Below are 23,170 nucleotides of genomic sequence, written 5' to 3' on the forward strand. Positions count from 1 at the left end.
ATGAACGGCGCCGACGCCCTGATCGAGACCCTGGTGGCCAACGAGGTCACCGCCTGCTTCGCCAATCCGGGCACCAGCGAGATGCAGTTCGTCAGCGCGCTGGATCGCCAGCCCGCCATGCGCCCCGTGCTCTGCCTGTTCGAGGGCGTGGCGACCGGGGCGGCCGACGGTTATGGCCGGATGGCCGACAAGCCGGCCTGCACCCTGCTGCACCTGGGTCCGGGCTACGGCAACGGCCTGGCCAATCTGCACAATGCTCGGCGGGCCTTCACCCCGATCGTCAATGTGATCGGCGACCACGCCACCTATCACCGCCAGTACGACGCGCCGCTGAACTCCGACATCCCGACCATTGTCGGGCCGAACTCGATCTGGGTGAAGTCGGCCGACACCCCCGACAGCGTCGCATCCATCGCGGCCGAGGCGGTCAGCGCCAGCTATGGCCCGCCCGGCGGCCCGGTCAGCCTGATCCTGCCGGCCGACGCCGCCTGGCTGCCGACCTCGAGCAAGCCGGTGATCGCCGACGTCCCGGTCCGCGCCGCGCCGGCCGGCGACGCCGTGGAGACCGCCGCCAAGGCGATCCGCGCCGCGGCCAAGCCCGTGCTGCTGCTGGGCGGCCAGGCCACCAGCGCCGCTGCCCTGGTCCAGGCCAGCCGTCTCGCCGCCGCCGGGGTGCGCGTGCTGACCGACACCTTCATCGCCCGCCAGCCGCGCGGGGCCGGCGTCTTCCAGCCCGGCCGCATGCAGTATTTTGGCGAGGCGGCGCTGGCCGATCTGCAGGGCGTGGACCTGATGGTCTATGTCGGTACCGTCATCCCGGTCGCCTTCTTCGCCTATCCCGACCGGCCAAGCGTGCTGGTCCCCGAGGGCTGCGCGACCCTGACGCTGTCGACCCGGCAGGAGGACTCGGTCGCGGGCCTCGCCGCTTTGGCCGACGCCCTAGGCGCGCCGGCCTCAGGTTCGGTGCAACCCTTGAAGGTGGCCGACGCCGCCCCGACCGGACCGCTGACCCCGCAATCGGCCGGGGTCTCCATCGCCCGCCACCTGCCGGAAGGCGCGATCATCTGTGATGACGCGGTGACCTCGGGCGGCGGCGTCGCCGTGCCCTGCGGTACGGCCCAGCCGCACGACGTCCTGGCCCTGACCGGCGGCGCGATCGGCATAGGCGGCCCTCTGGCCATTGGCGCGGCCGTGGCCAAGCCTGACAGCAAGGTCGTCTCGCTGAACGGCGACGGCTCGGCCATGTATACGGTCCAGAGCCTGTGGACGATGGCGCGCGAGAAGCTGGACGTGACGGTGGTGGTGTTCGCCAACCACAGCTACCGCATCCTCAACATCGAGATGGGCCGCACAGGCTCGGGCAATCCCGGTCCCTCGGCCTCCAAGCTGCTGGACCTGGGCGATCCGAAGATCGACTGGGTCTCGGTGGCCAAGGGCCTCGGCGTCTCGGCCGTGCGCTGCGAGACCGCCGAAGACTTCGACGCCGCCTTCGCCCGCGCCATGGCCGAGCCCGGCCCGAAGTTCATCGAGGCGGCGATCTAGGCACGGGCCGCGATCCCTCGCTACGGCGAGGGTTTTCTGCAACATCGGCCGATATTTTTGCACTGCAGCGTTGAATTATTGTGCGTCGCAACATAGATTGTTTCCAGCGAAAGGAAGCGATCATGCTGTTTGCCGATTTTGAGAACGTCGAAGGCCAATTGGCCACCTATCGGGTTGTGAACGCCTTCATGGGCAAGGTTCTGGCTCGACTGCGCGGCTTCACCAGCGGCCACCTGACCTCGTCCCACGCTTAAGGCCGCATTCAGCCTCCAGGGGCTGAAGCCGGAAGAGAAAAGCCCCGCAGGTTCGCCTGCGGGGCTTTCTGTTTCAGGCGTCGCGTTCAGCGCCCACGAAAAAGGCCCGGGGTCGTCCCCCGGGCCTTCGTCGTTTTCGCTAGGTCGTGCCGCTTAGGTGTTGCCCGGCAGCTTGCAGTCCTTCGAGAAGGCGCAGCCGGTCGTGGTCAGCGGGCTCAGGTCCGCGCCGTACTCGATGATGTAGCCCTTCAGGCCATCCGAGCAGGCCACTTCCATGTAGGTCGTGCCCTTGGCGGTCTTGCCGATGATGCGGCTGTTGGAGACCGTGCACTCGTTCTTGCCGAGCTTCTTCAGGTCGCCAGTGACCAGGCTGTAGCCGGCCTCAGGCTTGGTGAAGGAGCAGCGGTAGCCGGCGATCGGCGCGCGGGCGCAATCATAGACGATCGGCTTGTCGTTCGGGCCGCCGAAGATGCCGACGCCGCCGTCCGGACGGTTGGAGCAGGCCATCTCGACGATGTCCTTGCCGGCCGGGCCGGGGAACGGAGCGTACTTGGAGACTTCGCAGTTGAAGCCGGCGGTCTTGGCCAGACGCGTGTAGAGGCCGTTCTGCTCGGTGACCGCTTCCTTGGAGTCGGTCAGGGTGCAGCCGCCCATGACGGTCGAGGCCTTGGCGCACTCGTAGGTCTGAGCCAGCTTGCCGGCGTCGACACGGTACATGTAGCCCTTGCCGTCGGTGCAGGCGGCTTCGAAGAAGGCCGAGCCGGTCTGCGATTGGCCGACGTACTTCTTTTCCTTCACGGTGCAGCCGTTGTTGGCCGAGGCCGCGAGGGTGTCGACCACCGCCAGACGCGAAGCGGCGTCGCGCAGGGTGCACTTAATGTTGCTGTCGGCGCCGTCGTACAGCATGCAGTCGCTGGCTTCGACGGGCTTGGCGGCGTCCATCGGGGCGCTGGACTTGATGATGTAGCCCTGGCTGCTGCCCTGGCAGGCGACTTCGATATAGGTCGCCGTGGCGCTCTGACCGACGCCGCGAACCTGCTCGGGCGTGCACTGGACCTTGGCGGCCGCGAGCAGCGGTTTCAGGTCGGATTTCGGATCGGCGTTGCCCGGCAGCTTGCAGCCCAGCGTCGACGGCTTGCCGTCGGGTTGCGGGGTGTTGGCCTCGATGCAGGTGAACGACGTCGTCGCGCCGCCGGACGCGGCCGACAGGACGAAGCCGACGCCTTGGTCGCAATCGATTTCGTAGTAGCTGGTGGCGGTCTTGGCCTTCTTGTCCTCGACCTTGCCCACGAAGCGGGCGTCGGTGACGTTGCAGGCGATGCCGGCCGCCTTCGCAAAGGCGGGCGCTTCGGCCATCCCCTGGGTACGCGCCTTTTCCGTAATCTCCTCGACCTTCTTGGGCGCGGAGGTGGCCGCCGGCGCCAGGGCCAGCAAGGCCAAGGTGGCGGCCAGCCCGGTGATGAATGGCCTCATGGGTTTAAATCTCCTGGGTGGTTCCCTAAGGGCGGACATAAGCCTCCGACGGCTCTATGGGTCAAGTTCGTCGTGAACAGCGTCTGAACCAAGGCGCTGGTTGCGTGCATTGAGGGTTTGCGCCCGCCCCCGGCGCGTCGGAAAATGGCGCCCGACGATTACGAGGAGACGGGTTTTGCGCGACGGATTTGAAGAGGCCTACGAACAGGCCCCGCGACCCAAGCTGAGCTATCCCTTTGAACACGGACCTGAAACCGGCCAAGCGATCGATATCGCCCCTGGGGTCAAATGGCTGCGGATGCCGCTGGGCGGCTCGCTGGCCTTCATCAATGTCTGGGCGATCGAGGAAGAGGGCGGCTGGGCGATCGTCGACACCGGCATGGGCGGCCCCGACACTCAACAGGCCTGGCGCAAGGCCTTCGCCGAATCACTCGGCAACCGCCCGGTGACGCGGGTCTTCGTGACTCACATGCACCCCGACCATATCGGCATGGCCGGTTGGCTGACCCGGAAGTTCCAGTGCCGGCTGTGGATCACCCGCCTGGAATTCCTGATGTGCCGCTCGCTGGCCGCCGACACGGGCCGCGAGGCGCCGGCCGACGCCTTGAACTTTTACCGCGCCGCCGGCTGGGACGAGGAGGCGCTGGAGAATTACCGCGCCAAGTTCGGCGGTTTCGGACGCGGCCTGCACGCCTTGCCCGACAGCTTCCGCCGCCTGAACGACGGCGACCAGATCGAGATCGGCGGCCGGACCTGGCAGGTCGTGGTCGGCTCGGGCCATTCGCCGGAGCATGCCTGCCTGTGGTGCCCGGAACTGAAGCTGTTCATCTCCGGCGATCAGGTGCTGCCGAAGATCTCCTCGAACGTCTCGGTGTTTCCGACCGAGCCGGACGGCGATCCGCTGACCGAGTGGCTGACCACGCTGGAGGCGATCAAGGGGCGGGTGCCTGACGACGTGCTGGTGCTGCCGGCTCACAACGCGCCGTTCCACGGCCTGCACGCCCGGATCGACCACTTGATCGGCGGCCACGAGCGGGGCCTGACCCGTCTGCGCGCGCTGTTGGTCGAGCCCAAGCGGGCCGTTGACGCCTTCCCCGTGCTGTTCCGGCGCAAGATCGACGAGTGGGTTCTGGGCATGGCGACTGGCGAGAGCCTGGCCCATCTCAATTGCCTGTTGGCGCGCGGCGAGGCGGTGAAAGAGACCGATTCAGCCGGCGTCGTCTGGTACAGGGCGGCGGCCTAGGTATACGCTGTAAGCATTAGGGAGCGCTTTTAATGTCCGATCATATTCTCATCGAAAAGTCCGGCGGCGTGCTGACGCTGACCATGAACCGCCCGGACAAGAAGAACGCGCTGACCCGCGCCATGTACCAGACGCTGGGCGACGCCATTGACCAGGCGGCGTTCGACAAGGACGTCCGCTGCGTGGTGATCCAGGGCAATGGCGACATGTTCACCGCTGGCAACGACCTGGCCGACTTCGCCGCGGTCAACGCCGGTGAATCCAGCGCCAGCGAGGCGCGGCGCGGCGGCAATCCGCTGCTGGCCGCCCTGGCGCGCGCCAAGACCCCGCTGATCGCCGCCGTCAATGGCCGGGCGGTGGGCGTGGGCACGACCATGCTGCTGCATTGCGATCTGGTCTATGTGGCCGAGAACGCCCTGCTGACCACACCGTTCGTCAACCTGGCCCTGGTGCCGGAGGCCGCCTCCAGCATCACCCTGCCCAGCCGTATCGGCCACACCCGCGCCTTCTCGATGTTCGTGCTGGGCGAGGCCGTCGACGCCAAGAAGGCCGTGGAATGGGGCATCGCCAACGAGGTGGTTCCGCTCGACCAACTCCGCGCCAAGGCCCGCGCGGCGGCCGAGGCGGTGGCGGCGCGTCCGCCCGCCGCTGTGACCATCACCAAGGCCCTGATGCGCGACGAAGTCGGCATCGCCACGCGCATGGACGAAGAGGGCGTGCACTTCGCCGCCCAGCTCAAGTCCCCGGAAGCCAAGGAAGCCTTCGCCGCCTTCGCCGAGAAGCGCGCGCCGGACTTCGGAAAGGTCGCCTAAGCCCTATGATCAAGTCCCGCTTCGAAGCCTTCACCCCGGCTCGCATCGTCGTGAACAACCACGACCTCGCCGGCTGGAACATCATCGTGACAGGCGGCGCCAGCGGCATCGGGGTGGAGACAGCCCGAGCCCTGGCCGGAGCCGGAGCCGACGTCATGCTGGCGGTCCGTGACCGCGTGGCGGGCGAGCGCGTCGCCGCCGAGATCAACCAGAGCATCGGCGCCGACCGCGTGCTGGCCGGGACCTTGGATCTGGCCAGCTTCGGCTCGGTCGGCTCGTTCGTCGACGCCTGGGGCGACCAGCCGCTGGACGTGCTGATCAACAATGCGGGCGTCATGGCCACGCCGCTGCTGCACACCGCCGAGGATCTGGAGCTGCAGATCGGCACCAACCATTTCGGCCACTTCGCCCTGACCATGGGCCTGACCCGAGCGCTGATGAACGCCTCGGACGAGGACCGCCTGGCGCGCGTCGTTCAGCTTTCCTCGATCGGCCACCGGCGCAGCGGGATCAACTGGGACGACATCCACTACCGCACGCGGGCCTACGACAAGTGGGAGGCCTATGGTCAGTCGAAGACCGCCAACTCGCTGTTCGCCGTGGGTTACTCCGCGCGGTTCGAGGAACATGGCGTCACCGCCAACGCCGTCATGCCCGGCGGCATCATGACCCCGCTGCAGCGCTACCTTCCCAAGGAGGAGATGGTCGCTATGGGCTGGATGAATGAAGAGGGCGATATCCGCGAGGGCTTCAAGACCACTGAACAGGGCGCCTCGACCAGCGTCTGGGCGGCGGTCGGCGACGAGCTGGAAGGGATCGGCGGCCTCTATCTGGAAGACTGCCGTGAGGCCGGCCCCTGGACCAAGGAAGACCCGGTCCACGGGGTGATGCCGCACGCCCTCGACCCGGAGAGCGCCGAGCGTCTGTGGGCGATCTCGGAAGAGACCACAGGGCTGGGTTCATAGGCCTGAGGAGCGGGGCTTAGGTCCTCAGCGCTTGCGGCTCTTCGGCGCCTTGGCCCGCAAGGCGGCGTCCAGGGCCCTGGTGCTCCAGACCCGCATCTCGTCCGGGTCTTCGAGCGCGTCGAGCGGGACGCTCCAGTAGCTCATCGCCTTGTCGCCGCCGAACGGCTTGAAGGGCTCGCAGCCGGCCGCCTCGAAATCGGGGCGGCTGACCTCGTCCGCCTTGAAGTAGAGCCCGTCGTCGGCGATGAGGGCGAAGAACAGGTCATGCCGCGAGACGCCGACCCCGCCGAACATCCGGCGGTGGGTGATCCCGCCCAGGGGCGAGAGCTGTTCGAGCACATAGTCGAGAAAGTCGGGAGAGACGGGCATGGGCCAGGAGAAGAGCGCCGCGGCGGCCGAGGTGCAAGTGCGGACCGCGACGCCCGCCGACGCCCCGCTGATCTACGGCTTCATCCGCGCGTTGGCCGAGTACGAAAAGCTGCTCGACGAGGTCGAGGCGAGCGAGGCCGATCTGGCCGGACACCTGTTCTGCGAGACGCCGCGGCTGTTCTGCGACATCGCCGAGGCGGACGGCGAGCCGGTCGGTTTCGCGATCTGGTTCTACAACTACTCGACCTTCAAAGGCCGTCACGGGATCTATCTGGAGGACCTGTTCGTGGTCCCGCAGGCGCGTGGGCTGGGGGCGGGCAAGGCCTTGCTGCGGGCGCTGGCGAAGCGCTGCGTGGCCCAGGGCCTGGCGCGCCTTGAGTGGTCCGTACTGGATTGGAACGCGCCCTCCATCGCCTTCTACGACTCGCTGGGCGCGGACGCGATGAACGAGTGGATTACACGGCGAATGAGCGGCGAGCCCCTGAAGGCCCTGGCGGCCGGCTAGAGCTTCAGCCCGAACTTCGGCCCGATCCAGGTCATGGCGAAGTAGAGCCCGATGGTCATGGCGCAGCCCATGGCCAGCGCCGCCCAGAATGGCGTCCCGCGCCGCAGCAGGGCCGGGATCAGCAGGAACATCGGCAGCGACGGCAGCACGAACCAGAAGGTCGCCTCGGCGTGGGCGGCCATGCGTTGAGCATCGCCCGTGTCGCGCCACAGCCAGATCATGCCGAGGATCGAAACCAGCGGCAGGGACGCCACCAAGGCTCCGAAACCCGGGTTGCGCTTGGCGATCTCGGAGACCGCCGCGATGATCGCGCCCGACAGCAACGCCTTGATGATCAGATAGGCCAACCAGAATCCCCCAGGCTCAATCGCCGCGAACTTGCCGCGTGATACGCCGGGTGGCCGAGAGGATAAAGGCCGGTCATGAGGGATAGGCTCACGGCCTGCGCGGCGGGCTAGGCCAGGTCCGAGATCGCCAGGCGCAGGTTGGTGTCCAAGAGTTCGTCGGCCAAGGCGCCGTCAGGGACTGCGCGGGCCAGCATCAGGGCGCCGACCATGCGGGTGACGACGCTGAGCGCCTGCTCGCGACGATCAGGACCAGGCGGCAGGCGCGCCTCGACCGAGACGATCATCTGTTCGACCCCGGCGGCGAAGACGCTCTTCACGTCGCTCGATTGTCGGGCGACATCGCCGCCCAGGGCTGCGGCGGGGCAGCTCTTGCCCGGAGCCTCGCGCGCTGCCTGCGAGAGATAATGGGTGAGCATTTCGGGCAGGTCGCGGGCGCGTTCGCGGTGGCCGGCCATGGTCGCAAAGGCGCTGCCTAACGCCTCGGCGGCCAACGCCTCCTTGGACTTGAAGTGATTGTAGAAACCGCCGTGGGTGAAGCCCGCCGCCTTGGTCAGGTCCCCGACGCTGACCCCGTCGAAGCCGCGTTCGCGAAAGAGGCTGGAGGCCGCGCCGACGATCCGTTCGCGGTTCTCGCCAGCCTGCGTCTTGGTGATCTTCATGGCTTGCCTCTTGACGATCTGTCGGACTCAATGATGATTATCATCATTGTTGAAGTCAAGGCGGCGCTGTAGCCGCCGTTCAAGGAGCCGTTCGATGCCGCTTTGGAAAATCTATCATCCGGTCGGGGCGTTCAGCGCCGAGCAGAAGAAGGGCCTGTCGGAGGCGATCACCGGGCTCTACGCCCGCCTGCCGAAGTTCTATGTGGGCGTGGTGTTCCAGGAGGTCGCCGCGGACTCGTTCTATGTGGGTGGCGAGCCGGCGGACAATTTCGTGCGCATCTGGGTGGACCACATCGCCCGCACCCTGCCGACCGCCGAGGCGCGGACCTGGTGGATCGGCCAGTGCGACGCGGCGCTGGCCCCCTATATCGGCGAGCGTGGGTTCTCCTGGGAGTTCCACATCGACGAGACCTCGTACGAACTCTGGTCGATCGAGGGGCATCGCCCGCCGTTGCCAAACACCGATGACGAGAAGCGCTGGGTCGCCGAGAACAAGCCGAGTCCGGTCGGACCGCGTGAGCTCGCCTGAGCACAGCGCGCCTTAGGACGCCGAAAATCGGAGTTGATCTCTGCTTCGCTCGCCCCTCAAGGTTGTGCAGCCTAAGGGAGAGAAAGATGAAACAGATCGTTGTCGTCGCCGTCTTCGCCTTGCTTGCGTCTGCCTGTGATTCTGGAGCCAACAAGGACGCCCAGAAGGTCGCCGGTGTTCTGACCGGTGACTCCAAGGGCGCGGCTTCGGACAATCCGATCTGCAAACTGTTCAAGCCGGGCGAACTGGAGGCCTACGCTGGCGAAGCGCTCAACGCCGGTGGCAATGCGGGGCTGGGCTACGCCTGCCAGTGGACCGCCAAGGACGGCGAGGGCAATGTGATGGTGACGATCGTTGGCGCCGACGACGCCGAGATCCCGAGCCTCGCGCCCGGCTTCCGCAAGCTACCCGACATCGGAACTCGCGGCTTTGTCGTCAACGACATGGGCTGGGCGGCCGGCGCGGTTCGCGGCAAGGACTTCGTGAAGGTCTCGATCTCTGGTCCGAAAGCCTCGGACGCCACCGCGATCGCGCTCCTCAAGGAAACTCTGAAGCGACAGCCCTGATGCGGGCGGGCCAGGCGCGAGGGCCTTCCTAGACCGAGATGTCGATGATCATCGGCTTGGCCGGTTCGCCGCGCTTGGCGGCTTCGGCGGTCTCGGTCTTGAGCGCCTCTTCCATGGCCTCCTTCACGCGGCGGGCGACCTCGTCCTCGATGGCCGAGGGTTCGGCGTCGGGGGAGGAGGCCATGACCTCGGCGCGGACCTTCTCGCGCAGCTTTTCGAGCTTCTGTTCCTGAGCCCAGGCGTAGATCCCCTTCTCACGGATCTCGTCGAGGAGGGCGTGCTGGCTGGACTTGGCGGCCTCGGCCTTGCGCTCGGCCTCGGCGGCCGCGGAGGGTTTTGCCGAGTCGGTTTTGCCGATCTGGCCGATCTTGCTCAGCGGATCGGCGGAGAAAAGGCTGTTGGCGAGGCTGGAACCGCCGACTTGCATGCGAACACTCCCTAGGTCGATTAGAGTGGAGCAAAGGCTGGGCCAACCAGCGGTAGCGGAGGAGAACGCCATGAGCGCGCCACCCAAGACGGTGCTGCAGGCCACCCCGGAAGAGGAGGCCGCGATTCGCGCCGCCGTGCGCGGGGCGGGCGGCGAGGGCCTCGTCGTCGCCGGACCCCAGCACGTGGCCGGCCTAACGAGACTGCTGGCCGACCCTAAGGTCTCCGATCCGATCTACGACCTGCCCCGGCCGATCACCGAAGAAAGCGTCGGCCGCTGGATCGAGCAGAGCGAGGCGCTGCGCCAGAAGGGCGAATGCCTGCTGACCGTATCGCTGGACGAGGCCGGCGAGGTGGCGGGTTACTCACGCTTCACGGTCTGGCCGGACCGCTCGTCGGCGGAGATCGCCGGCGCGCGGCGCGCGGATCAGCAGAACAGCGGCCAGGGCCGGACCGGCGTCGGGCGATCCACCGCCTTCATGTTCGAAATCCTGGGCGTGCGGCTGATCGGGCTGACCGCCGCGCTGGACAATGTGCGCTCGGCCGCCGCCATCGACGGGGCGGGTTTCGAGCGGAAGGGGGAGCGCGAAAGCGTCCGACCCGACGGCTCGATCCGCCGCTCGATCTACTGGGAGATGACCCGCGACCAGTGGACGCGGCTGCACCGGCTGTAGCGCCGACACGAAAACGGCGGCGGCCCCGAGGGACCGCCGCCGCCAAGATCGTCACCGACCGATGTCGGGTCTTAGCCGGCCGTGGCCGGCGCAGCCGCCGCGCCGCCTTGGCTGGCGGGAGCCGGACGCGAGAGCGGGAAGAACTTGTCGGCCATGGCGGGCATGGCTTCCGACAGGATGGTGTCGACGCTCCAGCCCGAGTCCTTGGTCTCGGTCGCGATCGGACGGGGCTGGCTGTAGAGGGTGATCGTTTCGCCCGAGGCGCCGAAGATCTGGCCCGAGATGTGGGCCGCGGCCGGGGTCACCAGGGCCACCGACAGGCGGGCCGGCTGGTCGGCGCGGATCTTCTCGGCCATCACCGCGCGGCGGGCCGCGGCGGCTTCGTCCTTCACCGGCACCGACTGGGTCATGCGGGTCCAGGCGATCGGGGCCAGGCAGTTGGAGCGGATGTTGTTGCGCGCGCCTTCCATGGCGATGATCCGCGACATGCCGGCGATACCCATCTTGGCCGCGCCGTAATTGGCCTGGCCGATGTTGCCCAGCAGTCCCGAGGTCGAGGTGAAGAACATGTAGGCGCCGTCGTTCTGCTCACGGAACAGCTCGATGGTCGCGCGGGCCACGTTGAACGAACCGCGCATGTGGACGGCGATGACGGCGTCCCATTCGGCTTCGGTCATCTTGTGGAACATCACGTCGCGCAGGATGCCGGCCGGATTGATCACGGCGTGCAGACCGCCGAATTCCTTCTTGGCCTGCTCGACCATGCCGTAGACGGCGTCGAGGTCGGTGACGCTGTCGGAGTTCGAGACCGCTTCGCCGCCAGCGGCGCGGATTTCCTGGGCGACCTGTTCGGCCGGACCCGCCGAGCCTTCGTCGCCGCCGGCCAGACTGCCGCCGAGATCGTTGACGACGACTTTCGCGCCTTCTTGCGCCGCGATCAGCGCGCAATCACGGCCAATGCCGTTGCCGCCTCCGGTAACCAATACAACCTTGCCTGAAAGAGCGCCCATGAACCTATCTCCCTAAAAGAATACCTTGTTTGTTATTCGAGCCGGTCAGCCTTGCGCAAGGCGGGAAACAGTTTGGCCCAGGCGCCGGTGACGATCAGCGCGCCGACACCGCCGAAGATCGCCGCGCCTACCGGGCCGAAGAACCGCGCCACCACGCCGCTCTCGAACTCGCCCAACTCGTTGGAAGCCCCGATGAACAGCGACGACACCGCCGCCACCCGGCCGCGCATCTGGTCGGGCGTGACGATCTGGATCAGGGTCTGGCGGACATAGACGCTCAGCATGTCCGCGCCGCCCAGCACGGCCAGGGCGAACACCGACAGCGGCAGGGATTTCGACAGGCCAAAGACGACGGTGGCGGCGCCGAAAACCGCCACGCCGGCGAACATGATCAGGCCCGCATGCCGGCGGATCGGGTAGCTGGCCAGCACCACGGCCACCAGGGTCGCACCGATCGCCGGGCCGGCGCGCAGGATGCCGAACCCCTCCGGCCCCACATGCAGGACGTCGCGGGCGAACACCGGCAACAGGGCGGTGGCCCCGCCCAGCAGCACGGCGAACATGTCGAGCGAGATGGCTCCGAACACGATCTTGTTGGTCCAGGTGTAGACCAGCCCTTCCTTGATCAGCGCCCAGCGCGAACCGGCCTGGGCCACCGGCTTGGCGTTACCCTTGATCAGGAACACGCAGATCGCGGCCAGCACGTAGAGGCAGGTGGTGACGCTGTAGGACAGGCCGGTCGAGTGGGTCAGCAGCAGGCCGCCGATCGCCGGCCCGACGATAGAGCCGCCCTGCCAGGCCAGTGAATTCCAGGCGATGGCGCGCGGCAGCAGGCTCTTGGGCACCAGCATTGGTCCAAGCGCCGTGGAGGAGGGGCCCATGAAGGCCCGGCTGGCGCCGAACAGGCCAGACAGCACCAGCAGCAGCGGGATCGAGGCGAAGTGGAAGATCGCGGCGGCGGCCAGGACGACGGCGGTGGTGATCTCGCCGGCGTAGCAGATCAGCAGCACCTTGCGCCGGTCGTGCCGATCGGCGGTCTCGCCGGCGAACGGCGACAGCAGCAGCACCGGGATGAAGGCCGCCAGCCCGATCATGCCGACATAGAAGGCCGACTGCTTCACATCCATGGTTTCGCGGGCCACGGCGTACATCTGCCAGCCCAGCGCCACGCTCTGGATCTGGACGCCCAGGGTCGCGGCGACGCGGGCGGTCCAGAACTTCACATAGTCGGTGCGCTTGAGGAGGTCGCGGATGGAGACGGGCTGGTCGGGCTCGGGGAGGAAGGCGTCGGTCATGGGCGCGGCAACTTGGGGCGCCGGGGCGCGCGTAGCAATGGCGCGGAAGCTAGACCGTCAGAGCCAGCCGGCGGGCCTGCGCCTCCGCGGCGCTGAAGTAGACCAGGCCGTCGCCCCAGTCGTGGACCACCGCATCGGCCGGCGGCTTGGCCGCTTCGCCGCAGAGGAACGCCAGCTCCTTGGCGGTCAGCACGCCCCAGCGCGCGAGCGCCTGGTCCGGGGTCGGATCAGGGCGCGGGTCGGCCGTGGCGCCGGGCAGGGCGGCCTCAAGGCCCGCGACATAGTCCTCATAGGGAACCCAGCCGGCCACGGTGTGCTCGCCGCCGGGCCCCTTGAAGATCAGGGTCGGCAGGGCGTAGCGGTCGTGGCCCTCGGAATGCTTCAGCTCGCCGTTCATCGGGCTGTCGTGCTTGAGGTTGCGCACATAGTCGTTGGGGCGGCGGGTCTCCTCCCAATCGGCGCGATAGGCGGCCGCGACCTCGGGGCGCTGCTGGTCGGCGCGCCAGCGGGCGTGATCGAGACCCGGCACGCCCTGGGTCGCCGCCTCGAACTCGTCGGGGGTCTGCGGACCCAGGCCGAAGATGAAGACCTGCTCGCGGAACCGGCGCAGCACAGCATCGGCGACGTCCTGGCCCTGCAGTTCGGCGGCCTTCACCGCCGCGCCGGCCGGATCGGTCGATTGCAGCATCAGCCGCATCGGGTTGGGATAGGGCATGTCGGTCAGCCGCCAGACACGTTTCCAGTAGGCCCGCATGGGTTCGGCGGCGCTGACGCGGTCCCAGTCGTCCTTGCCGGTGGCGGCGTCGCCGACCAGCCCGCCCATCACCTTGCGCCAAGCCAGGTGGTGGCCGTGGCGCCAGTCGAGCCGCCGCAGCAGCGGCTCGGCGCCCCAGGCCGTGGAGCAGACCAGGTCGGTGTATTCGACGACTTCGATGCGTTCCATGGCGGGTCTCCCGGCGGCTGTGCCGGCAGCCTTGACCCGAGGGGTGGGCTTGGCAAGGCGAAAGCCGCGGCGCAAAGCGAGATTGACCTGCGCCTGTCATGGCCTTATGCGCCGCGCCTTCTAGTGAATTGATCGGAACGACGTCCATGCGACGCCAACGACGAACCGAGCGCGCCAGCCGCGCCAACTGAGCCTCCGTCCCGCAGCGCTGCACGCGCGGCGACGGATCCTTTAGTCCCCGTCGTTCGCAAAGCCGCTCATGATCGTTCCCGCCGAACAGGCCCTCTCCTTCACCCACGAACAGCCCCACGACGCAGACGCCATCGAGGCGCTGCTGGATCACGCCTTCGGACCTGGCCGTTTCACCAAGGTCTCCGAGCGCGTGCGCGAGTTCGCCGAGTTCCGCCCCGAAATGTCGTTCTGCGCCTGGGAGGGCCCGCGTCTGGTGGGATCGGTCCGTATGTGGGCGATCCATGTGGGCGGTCGTCCCGCGATCTTCCTGGGTCCCCTGGCCGTGCGCGCCGAGGGTCGGAAGTATGGAACCGGCGGGGAACTGGTGCAGCGCGCCAGCGCCGCGGCCCAGGCCGCCGGCTATCCGGTGCTGCTGGTCGGCGACGAGCCCTATTTCGGTCGGTTCGGCTATTCGGTCGCCGCCGCCAGGGACGTGCGTCTGCCCGGCCCGGTCGATCAGCGCCGGGTCCTGGCGCTAGGCGCGAGCGATCTCGCCGGACCTGTCACCGCCTAATCGCGTCTTAAGGCGCCGCTTGACCCTGCGTCGCCATTGAGGCGGAGCGTCCGGGGGCTTACCTTCTCCCGCATGGGAGCAACCACAGGAAGACCCGGCCTCGAAGGCGTCATCGCCGCGGCCAAGGCGCAGGCGCCCGGACGCGGTCTGCCGCCCGTGCATCTATGGAATCCCGCCCATTGCGGTGAAATCGACATCGTCATCCGCAAGGACGGCCTGTGGTTCCACGAAGGCTCGCCGATCGGCCGCGAGGCGCTGGTGCGGCTGTTCTCCACCGTGTTGCGCAAAGACCCTGACGGCTTCCACCTGGTGACCCCGGTGGAGAAGATGAAGATCACCGTTGAGGACGCGCCCTTCATCGCCACCCGGGTCGACCGGGAGGGCGAGACCCTGAAATTCCTGACCAATGTCGGCGACGAGGTCGAGGCCGGACCCGATAACGAGATCCGGGTCGATATGGACGAAGCCACCGGTGAGCCGCGCCCCTATCTGCACGTCCGCCGGGGACTTGAAGCGCTGATCGCGCGGCCGGTGTTCTACGAACTGATCGAGTTGGCGCAGGAGCGTGAGACCCCCGAGGGGCCGCGCCTGGGCGTCGCCTCCAACGGGGCCTGGTTCCCGGTCGGCCCGGCCGGAGCGCACCGCCTGTGAGCCCCACCGCGCCATCAGGCGAACTGCGCGCCTGGATCGAGCAGCATCTGGATCCTCTCGAGGGGGATCACGCCACCCAGGCCGCGTCGGACTTCGACCTCGGACCCAACGCCTTTCCGAACGAGCCCGTCGAACTGATGCCGGCCGCCGTGCTGGTCGGGCTGATTGAACGGGAGGGCGGCTATTCGGTGCTGCTGACCCGCCGGGCCGACACCCTGCGCCGCCATACCGGCCAGATCGCCCTGCCGGGCGGCCGTTGCGATCCTGGCGAGACCATCTGGCAGACCGCCCTGCGTGAAGCGCACGAGGAGGTGGGGCTCGCGCCCGACTTCGTCTCGCTGGCTGGCCTGTCCTCGCCCTATCGCACCGGCACCGGGTTCTTGGTGACGCCGGTGGTGGGGTTCATCCAGGCGGGGTTCTCGCTGGAGCCCAACCCGGCCGAGGTGGCCGATATCTTCGAGACGCCGTTCGGGTTCCTGATGGACCCCGCCAACCACGAACAGCACGAACGCCTGGGGCCGCAGGGCGAGACCCGGCGATTCTACGCCATGACCCACGAGGACCGGTTCATCTGGGGCGCGACGGCGGGAATGTTGCGGGCGCTCTATGAGCGGCTCTACGGCGCGGCGGTGGCCTGAGGTGCTGATTTTTCGTCTCCTGCTGATCACGGTCCCCTTCATCGCCTGGTTCATCTGGCGTGAGGTCGCGCACAGGACTGGAAGGCCGATGGGGGCGACGCCCTGGGTCTGGCTGGTCGCGGCCGCCGGGCTGCTGTTCGGGCTTTCGCTGATGGCGACGGCCCTGTTCCATGTCGACAACCGCGGGGAGACCTATGTGCCCGCGGAAGTGACCTCGGGCGGGCGTGTCTCGCCCGGCCATTTTGACAAGAAGGCGCCCGCCCCGTGACGGACAGCATCGGCCATAAGCCCTGGATGACGACCGCAGCCCCGGTGTTCGACGCGCTGGAGGCCAAGGGCGGGGTAGGGTGCGCCCGGTTCGTCGGCGGCTGCGTGCGCAACGCCATCCTCGGCGCGCCGGTCGACGACCTCGACATCGCCACCACCCTGACGCCTGACCAGGTGACGCAGGCGTTGGCCGCCGCCGGCCTGAAGGCCGTTCCGACCGGCGTCGAGCATGGGACGATCACCGCCATCGCGGCTGGAAAGCCCTTCGAAATCACGACCTTGCGCCGCGACGTCGCCACCGACGGGCGCCGGGCGGTGGTGGCGTTCACGCAGGACTGGAGCGAGGACGCCCAGCGTCGGGACTTCACCCTGAACGCGGTCTACGCCGACCGGGAAGGCGCGCTCTTCGACCCGACCGGCGTAGGCGTGGCCGACGCCAAGGCGGGCAAAATCGTCTTCGTCGGCGACGCGGCCACGCGGATCGAGGAGGACTCGCTGCGGATCCTGCGGTTCTTCCGGTTCCTGGCCTGGTACGGCAAGGGCGAGCCGGACGCCGCGGCGCTGGCCGCCTGCGCGGCCGGCAAGGACTTGCTGAAGAACCTGGCGGCCGAGCGAGTGGCCAAGGAGCTCCTGAAGCTGCTCGGCGCCGATGATCCGCGCCCCGCCGTCGCCCTGATGGGGGAGACAGGCGTGCTCTCGCAGCTGCTGCCGGCCGCCCAGGATCTGGCGGCCTTCGACGCCTTGGTCGAGGTCGAGACCGAGCAGCTCTTCACCAACGATCCGCTGCTGCGGCTGGCGACCCTGATCCCGGGCGATCAGATCGGCGCCGGCAAGGCGGCCGAAGCCCTGCGGCTCTCCAATGACCAGAAGGAGCGGCTGATCCAGGCGATGGGCAAGACGCCGCGCATCACCTCCTGGATGAGCCCGCGCGAAAGCCGCCGGGCGGTCTACCAGATCGGCGTCGGGACCTTCTCCGACCGCATCAAGCTGGCCTGGGCCAACGCCGGCCGCACGGGCGCCACCCACCAGTGGCGCGGACTGCTGGCCCTGGCCGAAAGCTGGACCCCGCCGCCGTTCCCGCTGACCGGCGAGGACGTGATCAATTCGGGCGTGCCCAAGGGGCCGATGGTCGGCCAGGTGCTGCGCGAGGTCGAGGCCTGGTGGATCGACCACGACTTCATCGACGACAAGTTCTCGGCCATCGAGAAGCTGAAGGCCGTGGCGCAGGGGATGGCCTATTGAGCGCGAGCAAGGGACGCATGAAACTCGGCATCCTGGAGACCGGCGAGCCGCCGGAGGGCGTCAAGGAGCGGTTCGGCGACTATCCGTCGATGTTCCGCAGGCTGTTGGGCGAGAGCGCCTATGACTACGCCACCTTCGACGTCGCGGGCGGCGGGCTGCCGACCTCGGTGGACGCCTGCGCGGCCTATGTGGTCACCGGCTCCTCGGCCGGCGTCTATGACCCGCTGCCCTGGATCGACCCGCTGAAGGACTTTCTGCGCGGCGCGAAGGGGCAGGTCCCGCTGGTCGGGGTGTGTTTCGGCCACCAGATCATGGCCGAGGCGTTCGGCGGCAAGGTGATCCAGTCTCCCAAGGGCTGGGGCGTGGGCCTGCATCGTTACCGAATCGGCCAGCCACAGGCCTGGATGGACTCAGGCGAACCGGTGGCGGTTCCGGCCTCGCACCAGGATCAGGTGGTCGAGGCGCCGCCCGGCGCCAGCGTGATCGGCGGCAACGACTTCTGCCCGATGGGCATGCTGGACTACGGCCCAGCGCGGGCGATCTCGCTGCAACTGCACCCGGAGTTCGATCCGGCCTACGCCAGGGCCCTGATCGAGAACCGTCGCGGCTCGCGCTACACCGACGAGCAGGCCGACAAGGCGGTCATGAGCTACGAGCAGCCCGACGACCGCCTGCGGGTCGGCGCCTGGCTCCAGCGGTTCCTGGAAAGCGCCTAGCGGGCGCTGACCTAGAGCCAGCTCACCAACGGCGGCATGGACGACAAGATCGTTTCGATGTTGCCGCCGGCCTTCAGGCCGAACATCGTCCCGCGGTCGTAGAGCAGGTTGAATTCGACGTAGCGGCCGCGGCGGACCAGCTGTTCCTGGCGATCCTGCTCGGTCCAAGGCTCGCTCATCCGATGGCGGACGATCTTCGGGTAGACCTCAAGGAACGCTTCGCCCACGGCGCGGGTGAAGGCGAAGTCCTTCTCGAAATCGCCCGAGTCATGCCGGTCGTAGAAGATCCCGCCGACGCCGCGCGTCTCGTTGCGGTGCGGCAGGAAGAAATACTCGTCGCACCAGGCGCGGTATTTTTCGTGCCAATCGGGGTCAAAGGCGTCGCAGGCGGCCTTCATCGCGGCGTGGAACAGGATGGCGTCGTCGGCCTCCTGGCTGCGCTGCTCGTCGACCATGGGGGTCAGGTCGGCGCCGCCACCAAACCAGCTCACCGCCGTCGAGAGGAAGCGGGTGTTCATGTGCACGGTCGGCACGCGCGGCGAGCGCGGATGGACGATCAGGCTGATGCTGGCCGAGACATAGGAGGGGTCCTGGTCCGCGCCGGGCATCTCGGCGGCCATCGCCGGGGCGAACCGGCTGGTCGCCGCCGAGGTGTGGACCGCGGCCTTTTCGAACAACCGGCCCTTGAAGTGGCCGCCAATGCCGCCGCCGACCCCGGTCTCACGCGTCCAGGGACGCATGTCGAACCGGCCGGCGGGTTCGGGATAGAGGCCGGCGGGCGCCTCGTCCTCGAGCAGCTCCAGCGCCGCGATAATGCGCAGCTGCAGGGCTTCGAACCATTCCTGGGTGCGCGCGCGGCGCGCTTGGATTTCGGGAGGCAGGGTCGTCATGCGGCTGCCTTAGGAAATTGCCCCGTCTGACGCAACGCCTCGGAGAGCCCGATCGCGGCCGAAACCGTCACGTTCAGCGAGCGTCGGCCCGCCGTCAGCGGAATGAAAACGCGGGCGTCGGAGGCCTCGTGGACCTCGTCAGGGACGCCGACGCTCTCTCGGCCGAACAGCAATATGTCATCTGAGCGGAAACTGAAGTCGTGCAAAGGCGTCGCGCCCTTGGTGCTGAACAATACAATTCGTCCTTGCCGGCTGGCGTGAAATTCGGCCCAGCCAGGGTGGCGCGTAACGTCGGCCGGTTCGCCGTAATCCATTGCTGCGCGCCGGATAGCCTTGTCCGAGAGGGGGAATCCGCAGGGCTCAATTACGTGCACTGAGACCCCCATACAGGCCCCGAGGCGAAGAGCCGCGCCAAGGTTTTGCGGAATGTCCGGTTGAAAAAGCGCGAGCAGCATTCTAAGCGGTCCAGCCACGGGATTAGCCGGGGCTCGGGGCGAATCGCGGAAGGTGGGGTGCAAACCGCAATCCACAACTCTTCCGAAGGTTTCGCCCTTGCTCCAGCGTTCATGTTCCGATGGCCTTACCAGAACGTCTGGCAGGGTCGAAGGCGGGATCGCTCCGGTTTTCCGGTAAGATCCGAAGGGTCGCGGTCCTTGCGGCCCCAAACGAAGGGTAGCTTTAAGGTGGCCGACACCGTCGTGGGCGCAAATCCCGATACGCATGCCGCGGGCGACGACCCGAACCGGCGTGATTTTATTCATATCGCAGCGGCCGTCGCGGCCGGCGGCGCCGTCGCGAGTCTCGCCTGGCCGTTCATCGATCAGATGAACCCGTCCGGCGATACGCTGGCGCTCGCCTCGGTCGAGTTTGACTTGACCAAGGTCGAACTCGGCCAGCAGGTCGTGATCAAGTGGCGCGGCAAGCCGTTGTTCGTCCGTAAGCGCACCGGCGCTGAGATCGCCGCGGCGATCAAGGACGACAAAGCTGATCTGCGTGACCCGCAGACCGACGAAGAGCGTCACAAGCCGGGCAAGGCCGAATGGCTCGTAGTCATCGGCACCTGCACGCACCTGGGCTGCGTGCCCACGTTCGGCGGCGGCGACTTCGGCGGCTGGTTCTGCCCCTGCCACGGTTCGCACTACGACACCTCCGGCCGCATCCGTAAGGGTCCTGCGCCGAAGAACCTCGCGGTGCCCGACTACGCCTTCCTCTCCGACACCAAGGTCAAGGTGGGCTAAGACCGATGAGCGGACATTCGAACTACGAACCCAAGACCGGCATCGAGCGTTGGCTCGACACCCGTCTGCCGATCGTGCGCCTCGCGTACGACAGCATCATTGATTTCCCGACGCCGAAGAACCTGAACTACTGGTGGACCTTCGGCGGCATCCTGGCGGTCTGCCTTGGCATTCAGCTGGTCACCGGCATCGTGCTGGCCATGCACTATGTGCCGCACGTCGATCACGCCTTCGCCTCGGTCGAGCGCATCATGCGTGACGTCAACTACGGTTGGCTGATCCGCTACATGCACGCCAACGGCGCCTCGATGTTCTTCATCGCGGTCTACATCCACATGTTCCGCGGCCTCTACTACGGATCCTACAAGGCTCCCCGCGAGGTTCTGTGGATCCTGGGCTGCGTGATCTACCTGCTGATGATGGCCACGGCCTTCATGGGCTACGTGCTGCCCTGGGGTCAGATGAGCTTCCACGGCGCCGTCGTGATCACCAACCTGTTCGGGGCTCTGCCGATCGTGGGCGAAGCGATCACCACCTGGCTGTGGGGCGGCTTCGCGGTCGACAATCCGACGCTGAACCGCTTCTTCTCGCTGCACTATCTGCTGCCCTTCATGATCGCCGGCGTCGTTGGCCTGCACATCTGGGCGCTGCACGTGCCGGGCAACAACAACCCGACCGGCGTGAACGTGAAGTCGAAAGAGGACACCGTTCCCTTCCACCCGTACTACACGGTGAAGGACGGGTTCGCGATCGTGGTCTTCCTGATCCTGTTCGCCAGCTTCGTGTTCTACAACCCGAACGCGCTCGGCCACGCCGACAACTACATCCCGGCCAACCCGCTGGTCACCCCGGCGCACATCGTGCCCGAATGGTACTTCCTGCCGTTCTACGCGATCCTGCGCGCGGTTCCGGACAAGCTCGGCGGCGTGCTGCTGATGTTCGGCGCCATCGCGGTGATGTTCGTCCTGCCCTGGCTCGACACCTCCAAGGTGCGCTCCATGCGCTACCGGCCGACGGCGAAGCTGTACTTCTTCATCTTCCTGCTGGCCTGCCTGATCCTCGGCTATTGCGGTGGTCAGCTGCCCGATGATCACGTCATCCCGCACCTGTCGACCTTCACTCTGATCGACGCGGACCTGAACAGCTTCGTTTGGCTGTCCCGTTTCGCGGCGCTCTACTACTTTGCGTATTTCCTGGTCATCCTGCCGATCCTGGGCCTCACCGAGACCCCGCTTCCGCAACCGGAATCGATCAGTGCGCCTGTGCTTTCGCATCCCGCCAACGCGCCCGCCGGCGCCGCGGCTTCGCCTGAAAAGAGGGGTTGAGCCTAAGATGCTGCGTAAAGGTATCGCGCTCGCGGCGCTTGGGTTGGCCATGCTGTCGGCCCCCGCCGCCCTCGCTGCTGGCGCCGCCGCGCCGGTGAAGCATGTCGAGTACAGCTTCGAAGGCCCGTTCGGTAAGTTCGATCAGGCCCAGCTGCAACGAGGCTACAAGGTCTATCGGGAGGTCTGCTCGGCCTGCCACTCGATGACCCTGATGAGCTTCCGGAACCTCGGCCAGAAGGACGGCCCGTTCTACGATCCGAAATATCCGAACCCGAACGACAATCCGTATGTGAAGTCGATCGCCAAGGATTATCAGATCAAGGACATCGACTCCGAAACCGGCGACGTGATCGAGCGTCCCGGCACCTCGGCTGATCGGTTCCCGTCGCCGTTCCCGAACGAACCGGCCGCCCGGGCCTCGAACGGCGGCGCCCTGCCGCCGGACCTCTCGGTGATGGCCAAGGCTCGCCACCACGGGCCGCAGTACATCTACTCGCTGCTGACCGGCTATAAGGAACCGCCCGCGGGTCTGAAGGTCGGCGTCGGCCAGCACTACAACCCCTATATGGCCGGCGACGTGACGGCCGCCTGGTCGGGTCCGCACGACAAGGTTCCGCCCGGCGGCTTCATCGCCATGGCCCCGCCGCTGGCGGCCGGTCAGGTGACCTTCGACGACGGCACCAAGTCGACGCTGGAGCAGGAAGCCAAGGACGTCGCCGCCTTCCTCACCTGGGCTTCGGAGCCCAAGATGCAGGAGCGCAAGTCGTTCGGCTTCGCGGCCATGATCTACCTGCTGATCTTCGCGGGCCTGCTCTATGCGAGCTACCGCAAGATCTGGAAGAACGTCGCCCACTAGGGCGGTTTTCCAAGCCAAGAACGATGAAGGCCCCGGATCCGTCCGGGGCCTTTTTCTTTGCCTAGCCGCCGGCCGGGCGCAGCAGCAGCCGGCCCCGTGGGAAGTCGAACCGCAGCCGCCAGCGCGCCAGCAGCGGCGCGCCGATCACGCCGGCCGCCGCAGGGCCGTCCATCACCAGTCCGCCGTCCAGGTTCTCAAGCAGCACGCCGGCGAAGGACGCGGCCCGCAGTTTCGCGCGGCCCTCGGCATAGGGCAGGACGTCCTGCGGCTTCGCCGCCCCTGGAACGCTGGCCAGGCGCGCATCGACGCGGACGGCGGTGTCGGCGCCGGTGGCGATGACGAAATCGCCGCCCAGGGCGTGGGGTCCGTCGGAGACCGCGGCCCGAGCAAGCGCGACACCCGCGCCGCGCACCAGCGGCAGCGAGGCCTTCGCCTTGAAGGCCGGCGCCTTGCGCAGCGGATAGATCGCGACCGTGCAGGGCGCGAAGCTGATGTCGACCACGTAGCCCGACAGCAGATCGGCGCCGATCACGCCGGCGATCGGCGTGGGAAAGGCCCCGGTCCGTGCGTCGAGGTCGACGACCTTGAACGGTCGGTCAATCAGGGTGAGACCGGCGATCTGCACCCGGCCATGCAGGGCGCTCTCGGCGATGCCCGCGCCCTGCGCCTTGGTCTCATGCAGTTGGGTGACCGGGGTCCCGGTGTCGAGAATGTAGTCTCCGGCCAGGCCGGCGATGGAAGCTGGCGCGACGATGACGCCCTGTTCGTACCAGCAGGCGCTCTCGCCGGCCCAGGCGCCGCCTGCCGACGTCAGGGCGGCCAGCAGGGCGGTGGAGGCGAGGATTGCGAGCTTCATGACGTCCGTCGGATGACTCTGGCGCGCAGCATAGCCAAGCCGCTCGCCCTCGGCGACAGGGCGGCCGCATGGGGGATCGGCTGCTCGTCCCTGACGGACCGTAGCGCGTCTTTTGGGCGGGCGTGAAATTTCCG

The 23,170-nt window shown here is 67.6% G+C and carries 29 protein-coding genes; 18 read left to right on the forward strand and 11 right to left on the reverse strand.

Annotated elements, in window-relative coordinates; all coding sequences use genetic code 11:
- Nucleotides 1-1,542 carry an acetolactate synthase large subunit gene (locus ASE02_RS02805; RefSeq protein WP_056730937.1) on the forward strand — a complete coding sequence of 514 codons (1,542 nt, stop codon included), beginning with the start codon at nt 1-3 and terminating at the stop codon, nt 1,540-1,542.
- Between the two features lie 122 nt (nt 1,543-1,664).
- Nucleotides 1,665-1,796, forward strand: coding sequence for a hypothetical protein (locus ASE02_RS23130; protein ID WP_255354013.1), 132 nt, complete (start codon nt 1,665-1,667; stop codon nt 1,794-1,796).
- Nucleotides 1,797-1,949: 153 nt separating this feature from the next.
- Here the strand turns inward: ASE02_RS23130 and ASE02_RS02810 are convergent, their stop codons facing one another.
- Nucleotides 1,950-3,269, reverse strand: coding sequence for a hypothetical protein (locus tag ASE02_RS02810; RefSeq protein ID WP_056730939.1), 1,320 nt, complete (start codon nt 3,267-3,269; stop codon nt 1,950-1,952).
- Nucleotides 3,270-3,444: 175 nt separating this feature from the next.
- Between ASE02_RS02810 and ASE02_RS02815 the strand changes: the two genes are divergently transcribed.
- The 3 genes from ASE02_RS02815 to ASE02_RS02825 are packed head-to-tail and all read left to right on the forward strand — an operon-like array spanning nt 3,445 to nt 6,289.
- The gene (locus ASE02_RS02815) at nt 3,445-4,512 is read left to right on the forward strand and encodes an MBL fold metallo-hydrolase (protein WP_056730941.1); all 1,068 of its coding nucleotides are present in this window, start codon (nt 3,445-3,447) and stop codon (nt 4,510-4,512) included.
- A 32-nt stretch (nt 4,513-4,544) separates the two neighbouring features.
- Nucleotides 4,545-5,324: an enoyl-CoA hydratase-related protein gene (locus ASE02_RS02820; protein WP_056730943.1), complete on the forward strand. Its 780-nt coding sequence runs from the start codon at nt 4,545-4,547 to the stop codon at nt 5,322-5,324.
- Nucleotides 5,325-5,329: 5 nt separating this feature from the next.
- Nucleotides 5,330-6,289 (forward strand): oxidoreductase, encoded by a 960-nt coding sequence (locus ASE02_RS02825; protein ID WP_056730946.1) that lies wholly within the window; start codon nt 5,330-5,332, stop codon nt 6,287-6,289.
- Between the two features lie 24 nt (nt 6,290-6,313).
- Here ASE02_RS02825 and ASE02_RS02830 read toward each other — a convergent pair whose 3' ends face one another.
- Complete coding sequence (locus ASE02_RS02830; RefSeq protein ID WP_056730947.1) at nt 6,314-6,658, reverse strand: TfoX/Sxy family protein; 345 nt, start codon at nt 6,656-6,658, stop codon at nt 6,314-6,316.
- On the opposite strand from ASE02_RS02830, the gene ASE02_RS02835 reads away from it, so the two are divergent.
- Nucleotides 6,657-7,163 (forward strand): GNAT family N-acetyltransferase, encoded by a 507-nt coding sequence (locus ASE02_RS02835; RefSeq protein ID WP_056730949.1) that lies wholly within the window; start codon nt 6,657-6,659, stop codon nt 7,161-7,163. The two genes, ASE02_RS02830 and ASE02_RS02835, sit on opposite strands and share 2 nt — an antisense overlap.
- Here ASE02_RS02835 and ASE02_RS02840 read toward each other — a convergent pair.
- Nucleotides 7,160-7,510, reverse strand: a complete 351-nt coding sequence (locus tag ASE02_RS02840; RefSeq protein ID WP_056730950.1) for a DUF3147 family protein — start codon at nt 7,508-7,510, stop codon at nt 7,160-7,162. The genes ASE02_RS02835 and ASE02_RS02840 overlap by 4 nt on opposite strands.
- A 107-nt stretch (nt 7,511-7,617) precedes the next feature.
- Entirely contained in the window at nt 7,618-8,169 is a 552-nt protein-coding gene (locus ASE02_RS02845) for a TetR/AcrR family transcriptional regulator (RefSeq protein ID WP_056730952.1), read from the reverse strand.
- Nucleotides 8,170-8,263: 94 nt separating this feature from the next.
- On the opposite strand from ASE02_RS02845, the gene ASE02_RS02850 reads away from it, so the two are divergent.
- On the forward strand, nt 8,264-8,698 hold the full coding sequence (locus tag ASE02_RS02850; protein ID WP_056730954.1) for a tautomerase family protein: 435 nt from the start codon (nt 8,264-8,266) through the stop codon (nt 8,696-8,698).
- 86 nt (nt 8,699-8,784) lie between these two features.
- Nucleotides 8,785-9,264 carry a hypothetical protein gene (locus ASE02_RS02855; RefSeq protein ID WP_056730956.1) on the forward strand — a complete coding sequence of 160 codons (480 nt, stop codon included), beginning with the start codon at nt 8,785-8,787 and terminating at the stop codon, nt 9,262-9,264.
- 28 nt (nt 9,265-9,292) lie between these two features.
- Here ASE02_RS02855 and ASE02_RS02860 read toward each other — a convergent pair whose 3' ends face one another.
- Nucleotides 9,293-9,691 carry a hypothetical protein gene (locus ASE02_RS02860; RefSeq protein ID WP_056730958.1) on the reverse strand — a complete coding sequence of 133 codons (399 nt, stop codon included), beginning with the start codon at nt 9,689-9,691 and terminating at the stop codon, nt 9,293-9,295.
- Nucleotides 9,692-9,761: 70 nt separating this feature from the next.
- On the opposite strand from ASE02_RS02860, the gene ASE02_RS02865 reads away from it, so the two are divergent.
- Nucleotides 9,762-10,364 (forward strand): GNAT family N-acetyltransferase, encoded by a 603-nt coding sequence (locus ASE02_RS02865; protein WP_056730961.1) that lies wholly within the window; start codon nt 9,762-9,764, stop codon nt 10,362-10,364.
- A 71-nt stretch (nt 10,365-10,435) separates the two neighbouring features.
- Here ASE02_RS02865 and ASE02_RS02870 read toward each other — a convergent pair whose 3' ends face one another.
- From ASE02_RS02870 to ASE02_RS02880, 3 genes are read right to left on the reverse strand one after another with little or no spacing between them, the layout of a single operon-like run.
- Nucleotides 10,436-11,374, reverse strand: coding sequence for an SDR family NAD(P)-dependent oxidoreductase (locus tag ASE02_RS02870; RefSeq protein ID WP_056730963.1), 939 nt, complete (start codon nt 11,372-11,374; stop codon nt 10,436-10,438).
- A 32-nt stretch (nt 11,375-11,406) separates the two neighbouring features.
- Entirely contained in the window at nt 11,407-12,669 is a 1,263-nt protein-coding gene (locus tag ASE02_RS02875) for an MFS transporter (RefSeq protein WP_056730965.1), read from the reverse strand.
- 49 nt (nt 12,670-12,718) lie between these two features.
- Nucleotides 12,719-13,612: a DsbA family protein gene (locus tag ASE02_RS02880; protein ID WP_056730966.1), complete on the reverse strand. Its 894-nt coding sequence runs from the start codon at nt 13,610-13,612 to the stop codon at nt 12,719-12,721.
- Between the two features lie 259 nt (nt 13,613-13,871).
- Between ASE02_RS02880 and ASE02_RS02885 the strand changes: the two genes are divergently transcribed.
- The 6 genes from ASE02_RS02885 to ASE02_RS02910 all read left to right on the forward strand — a co-directional run bounded on the left by ASE02_RS02885 (nt 13,872) and on the right by ASE02_RS02910 (nt 17,871).
- Complete coding sequence (locus tag ASE02_RS02885) at nt 13,872-14,357, forward strand: GNAT family N-acetyltransferase (protein ID WP_056730968.1); 486 nt, start codon at nt 13,872-13,874, stop codon at nt 14,355-14,357.
- A gap of 72 nt (nt 14,358-14,429) precedes the next feature.
- Complete coding sequence (locus ASE02_RS02890; protein ID WP_056730970.1) at nt 14,430-15,008, forward strand: DUF1285 domain-containing protein; 579 nt, start codon at nt 14,430-14,432, stop codon at nt 15,006-15,008.
- Nucleotides 15,005-15,646, forward strand: coding sequence for a CoA pyrophosphatase (locus ASE02_RS02895; RefSeq protein WP_056730971.1), 642 nt, complete (start codon nt 15,005-15,007; stop codon nt 15,644-15,646). The genes ASE02_RS02890 and ASE02_RS02895 overlap by 4 nt, the downstream gene beginning before the upstream one ends.
- A 1-nt stretch (nt 15,647) precedes the next feature.
- Nucleotides 15,648-15,914 (forward strand): hypothetical protein, encoded by a 267-nt coding sequence (locus ASE02_RS02900; RefSeq protein ID WP_056730973.1) that lies wholly within the window; start codon nt 15,648-15,650, stop codon nt 15,912-15,914.
- Between the two features lie 26 nt (nt 15,915-15,940).
- Complete coding sequence (locus tag ASE02_RS02905; RefSeq protein ID WP_056731254.1) at nt 15,941-17,155, forward strand: CCA tRNA nucleotidyltransferase; 1,215 nt, start codon at nt 15,941-15,943, stop codon at nt 17,153-17,155.
- Between the two features lie 17 nt (nt 17,156-17,172).
- Nucleotides 17,173-17,871, forward strand: coding sequence for a type 1 glutamine amidotransferase (locus ASE02_RS02910; RefSeq protein ID WP_056730975.1), 699 nt, complete (start codon nt 17,173-17,175; stop codon nt 17,869-17,871).
- 11 nt (nt 17,872-17,882) lie between these two features.
- Here the strand turns inward: ASE02_RS02910 and hemF are convergent, their stop codons facing one another.
- Nucleotides 17,883-18,761: an oxygen-dependent coproporphyrinogen oxidase gene (gene hemF, locus ASE02_RS02915; protein WP_056730978.1), complete on the reverse strand. Its 879-nt coding sequence runs from the start codon at nt 18,759-18,761 to the stop codon at nt 17,883-17,885.
- Nucleotides 18,758-19,216, reverse strand: coding sequence for a tRNA (cytidine(34)-2'-O)-methyltransferase (locus ASE02_RS02920; RefSeq protein ID WP_056730980.1), 459 nt, complete (start codon nt 19,214-19,216; stop codon nt 18,758-18,760). Before ASE02_RS02920 ends, hemF begins: the two co-directional genes overlap by 4 nt.
- A gap of 228 nt (nt 19,217-19,444) precedes the next feature.
- Here ASE02_RS02920 and petA point away from each other — a divergent pair, with 228 nt between their 5' ends.
- From petA to ASE02_RS02935, 3 genes are read left to right on the forward strand one after another with little or no spacing between them, the layout of a single operon-like run.
- On the forward strand, nt 19,445-19,999 hold the full coding sequence (gene petA / locus ASE02_RS02925) for a ubiquinol-cytochrome c reductase iron-sulfur subunit (RefSeq protein WP_056730982.1): 555 nt from the start codon (nt 19,445-19,447) through the stop codon (nt 19,997-19,999).
- A gap of 5 nt (nt 20,000-20,004) precedes the next feature.
- The gene (locus ASE02_RS02930; RefSeq protein ID WP_056730984.1) at nt 20,005-21,324 is read left to right on the forward strand and encodes a cytochrome b/b6; all 1,320 of its coding nucleotides are present in this window, start codon (nt 20,005-20,007) and stop codon (nt 21,322-21,324) included.
- A 7-nt stretch (nt 21,325-21,331) separates the two neighbouring features.
- Nucleotides 21,332-22,180 (forward strand): cytochrome c1, encoded by an 849-nt coding sequence (locus ASE02_RS02935; RefSeq protein WP_056730985.1) that lies wholly within the window; start codon nt 21,332-21,334, stop codon nt 22,178-22,180.
- Nucleotides 22,181-22,241: 61 nt separating this feature from the next.
- On the opposite strand, the gene ASE02_RS02940 is transcribed toward ASE02_RS02935, so the two are convergent.
- Nucleotides 22,242-23,036 carry a hypothetical protein gene (locus tag ASE02_RS02940; protein WP_056730987.1) on the reverse strand — a complete coding sequence of 265 codons (795 nt, stop codon included), beginning with the start codon at nt 23,034-23,036 and terminating at the stop codon, nt 22,242-22,244.
- Nucleotides 23,037-23,170: the final 134 nt, after the last annotated feature.

Source organism: Phenylobacterium sp. Root700 (assembly GCF_001429025.1).
Taxonomy (GTDB): domain Bacteria; phylum Pseudomonadota; class Alphaproteobacteria; order Caulobacterales; family Caulobacteraceae; genus Phenylobacterium.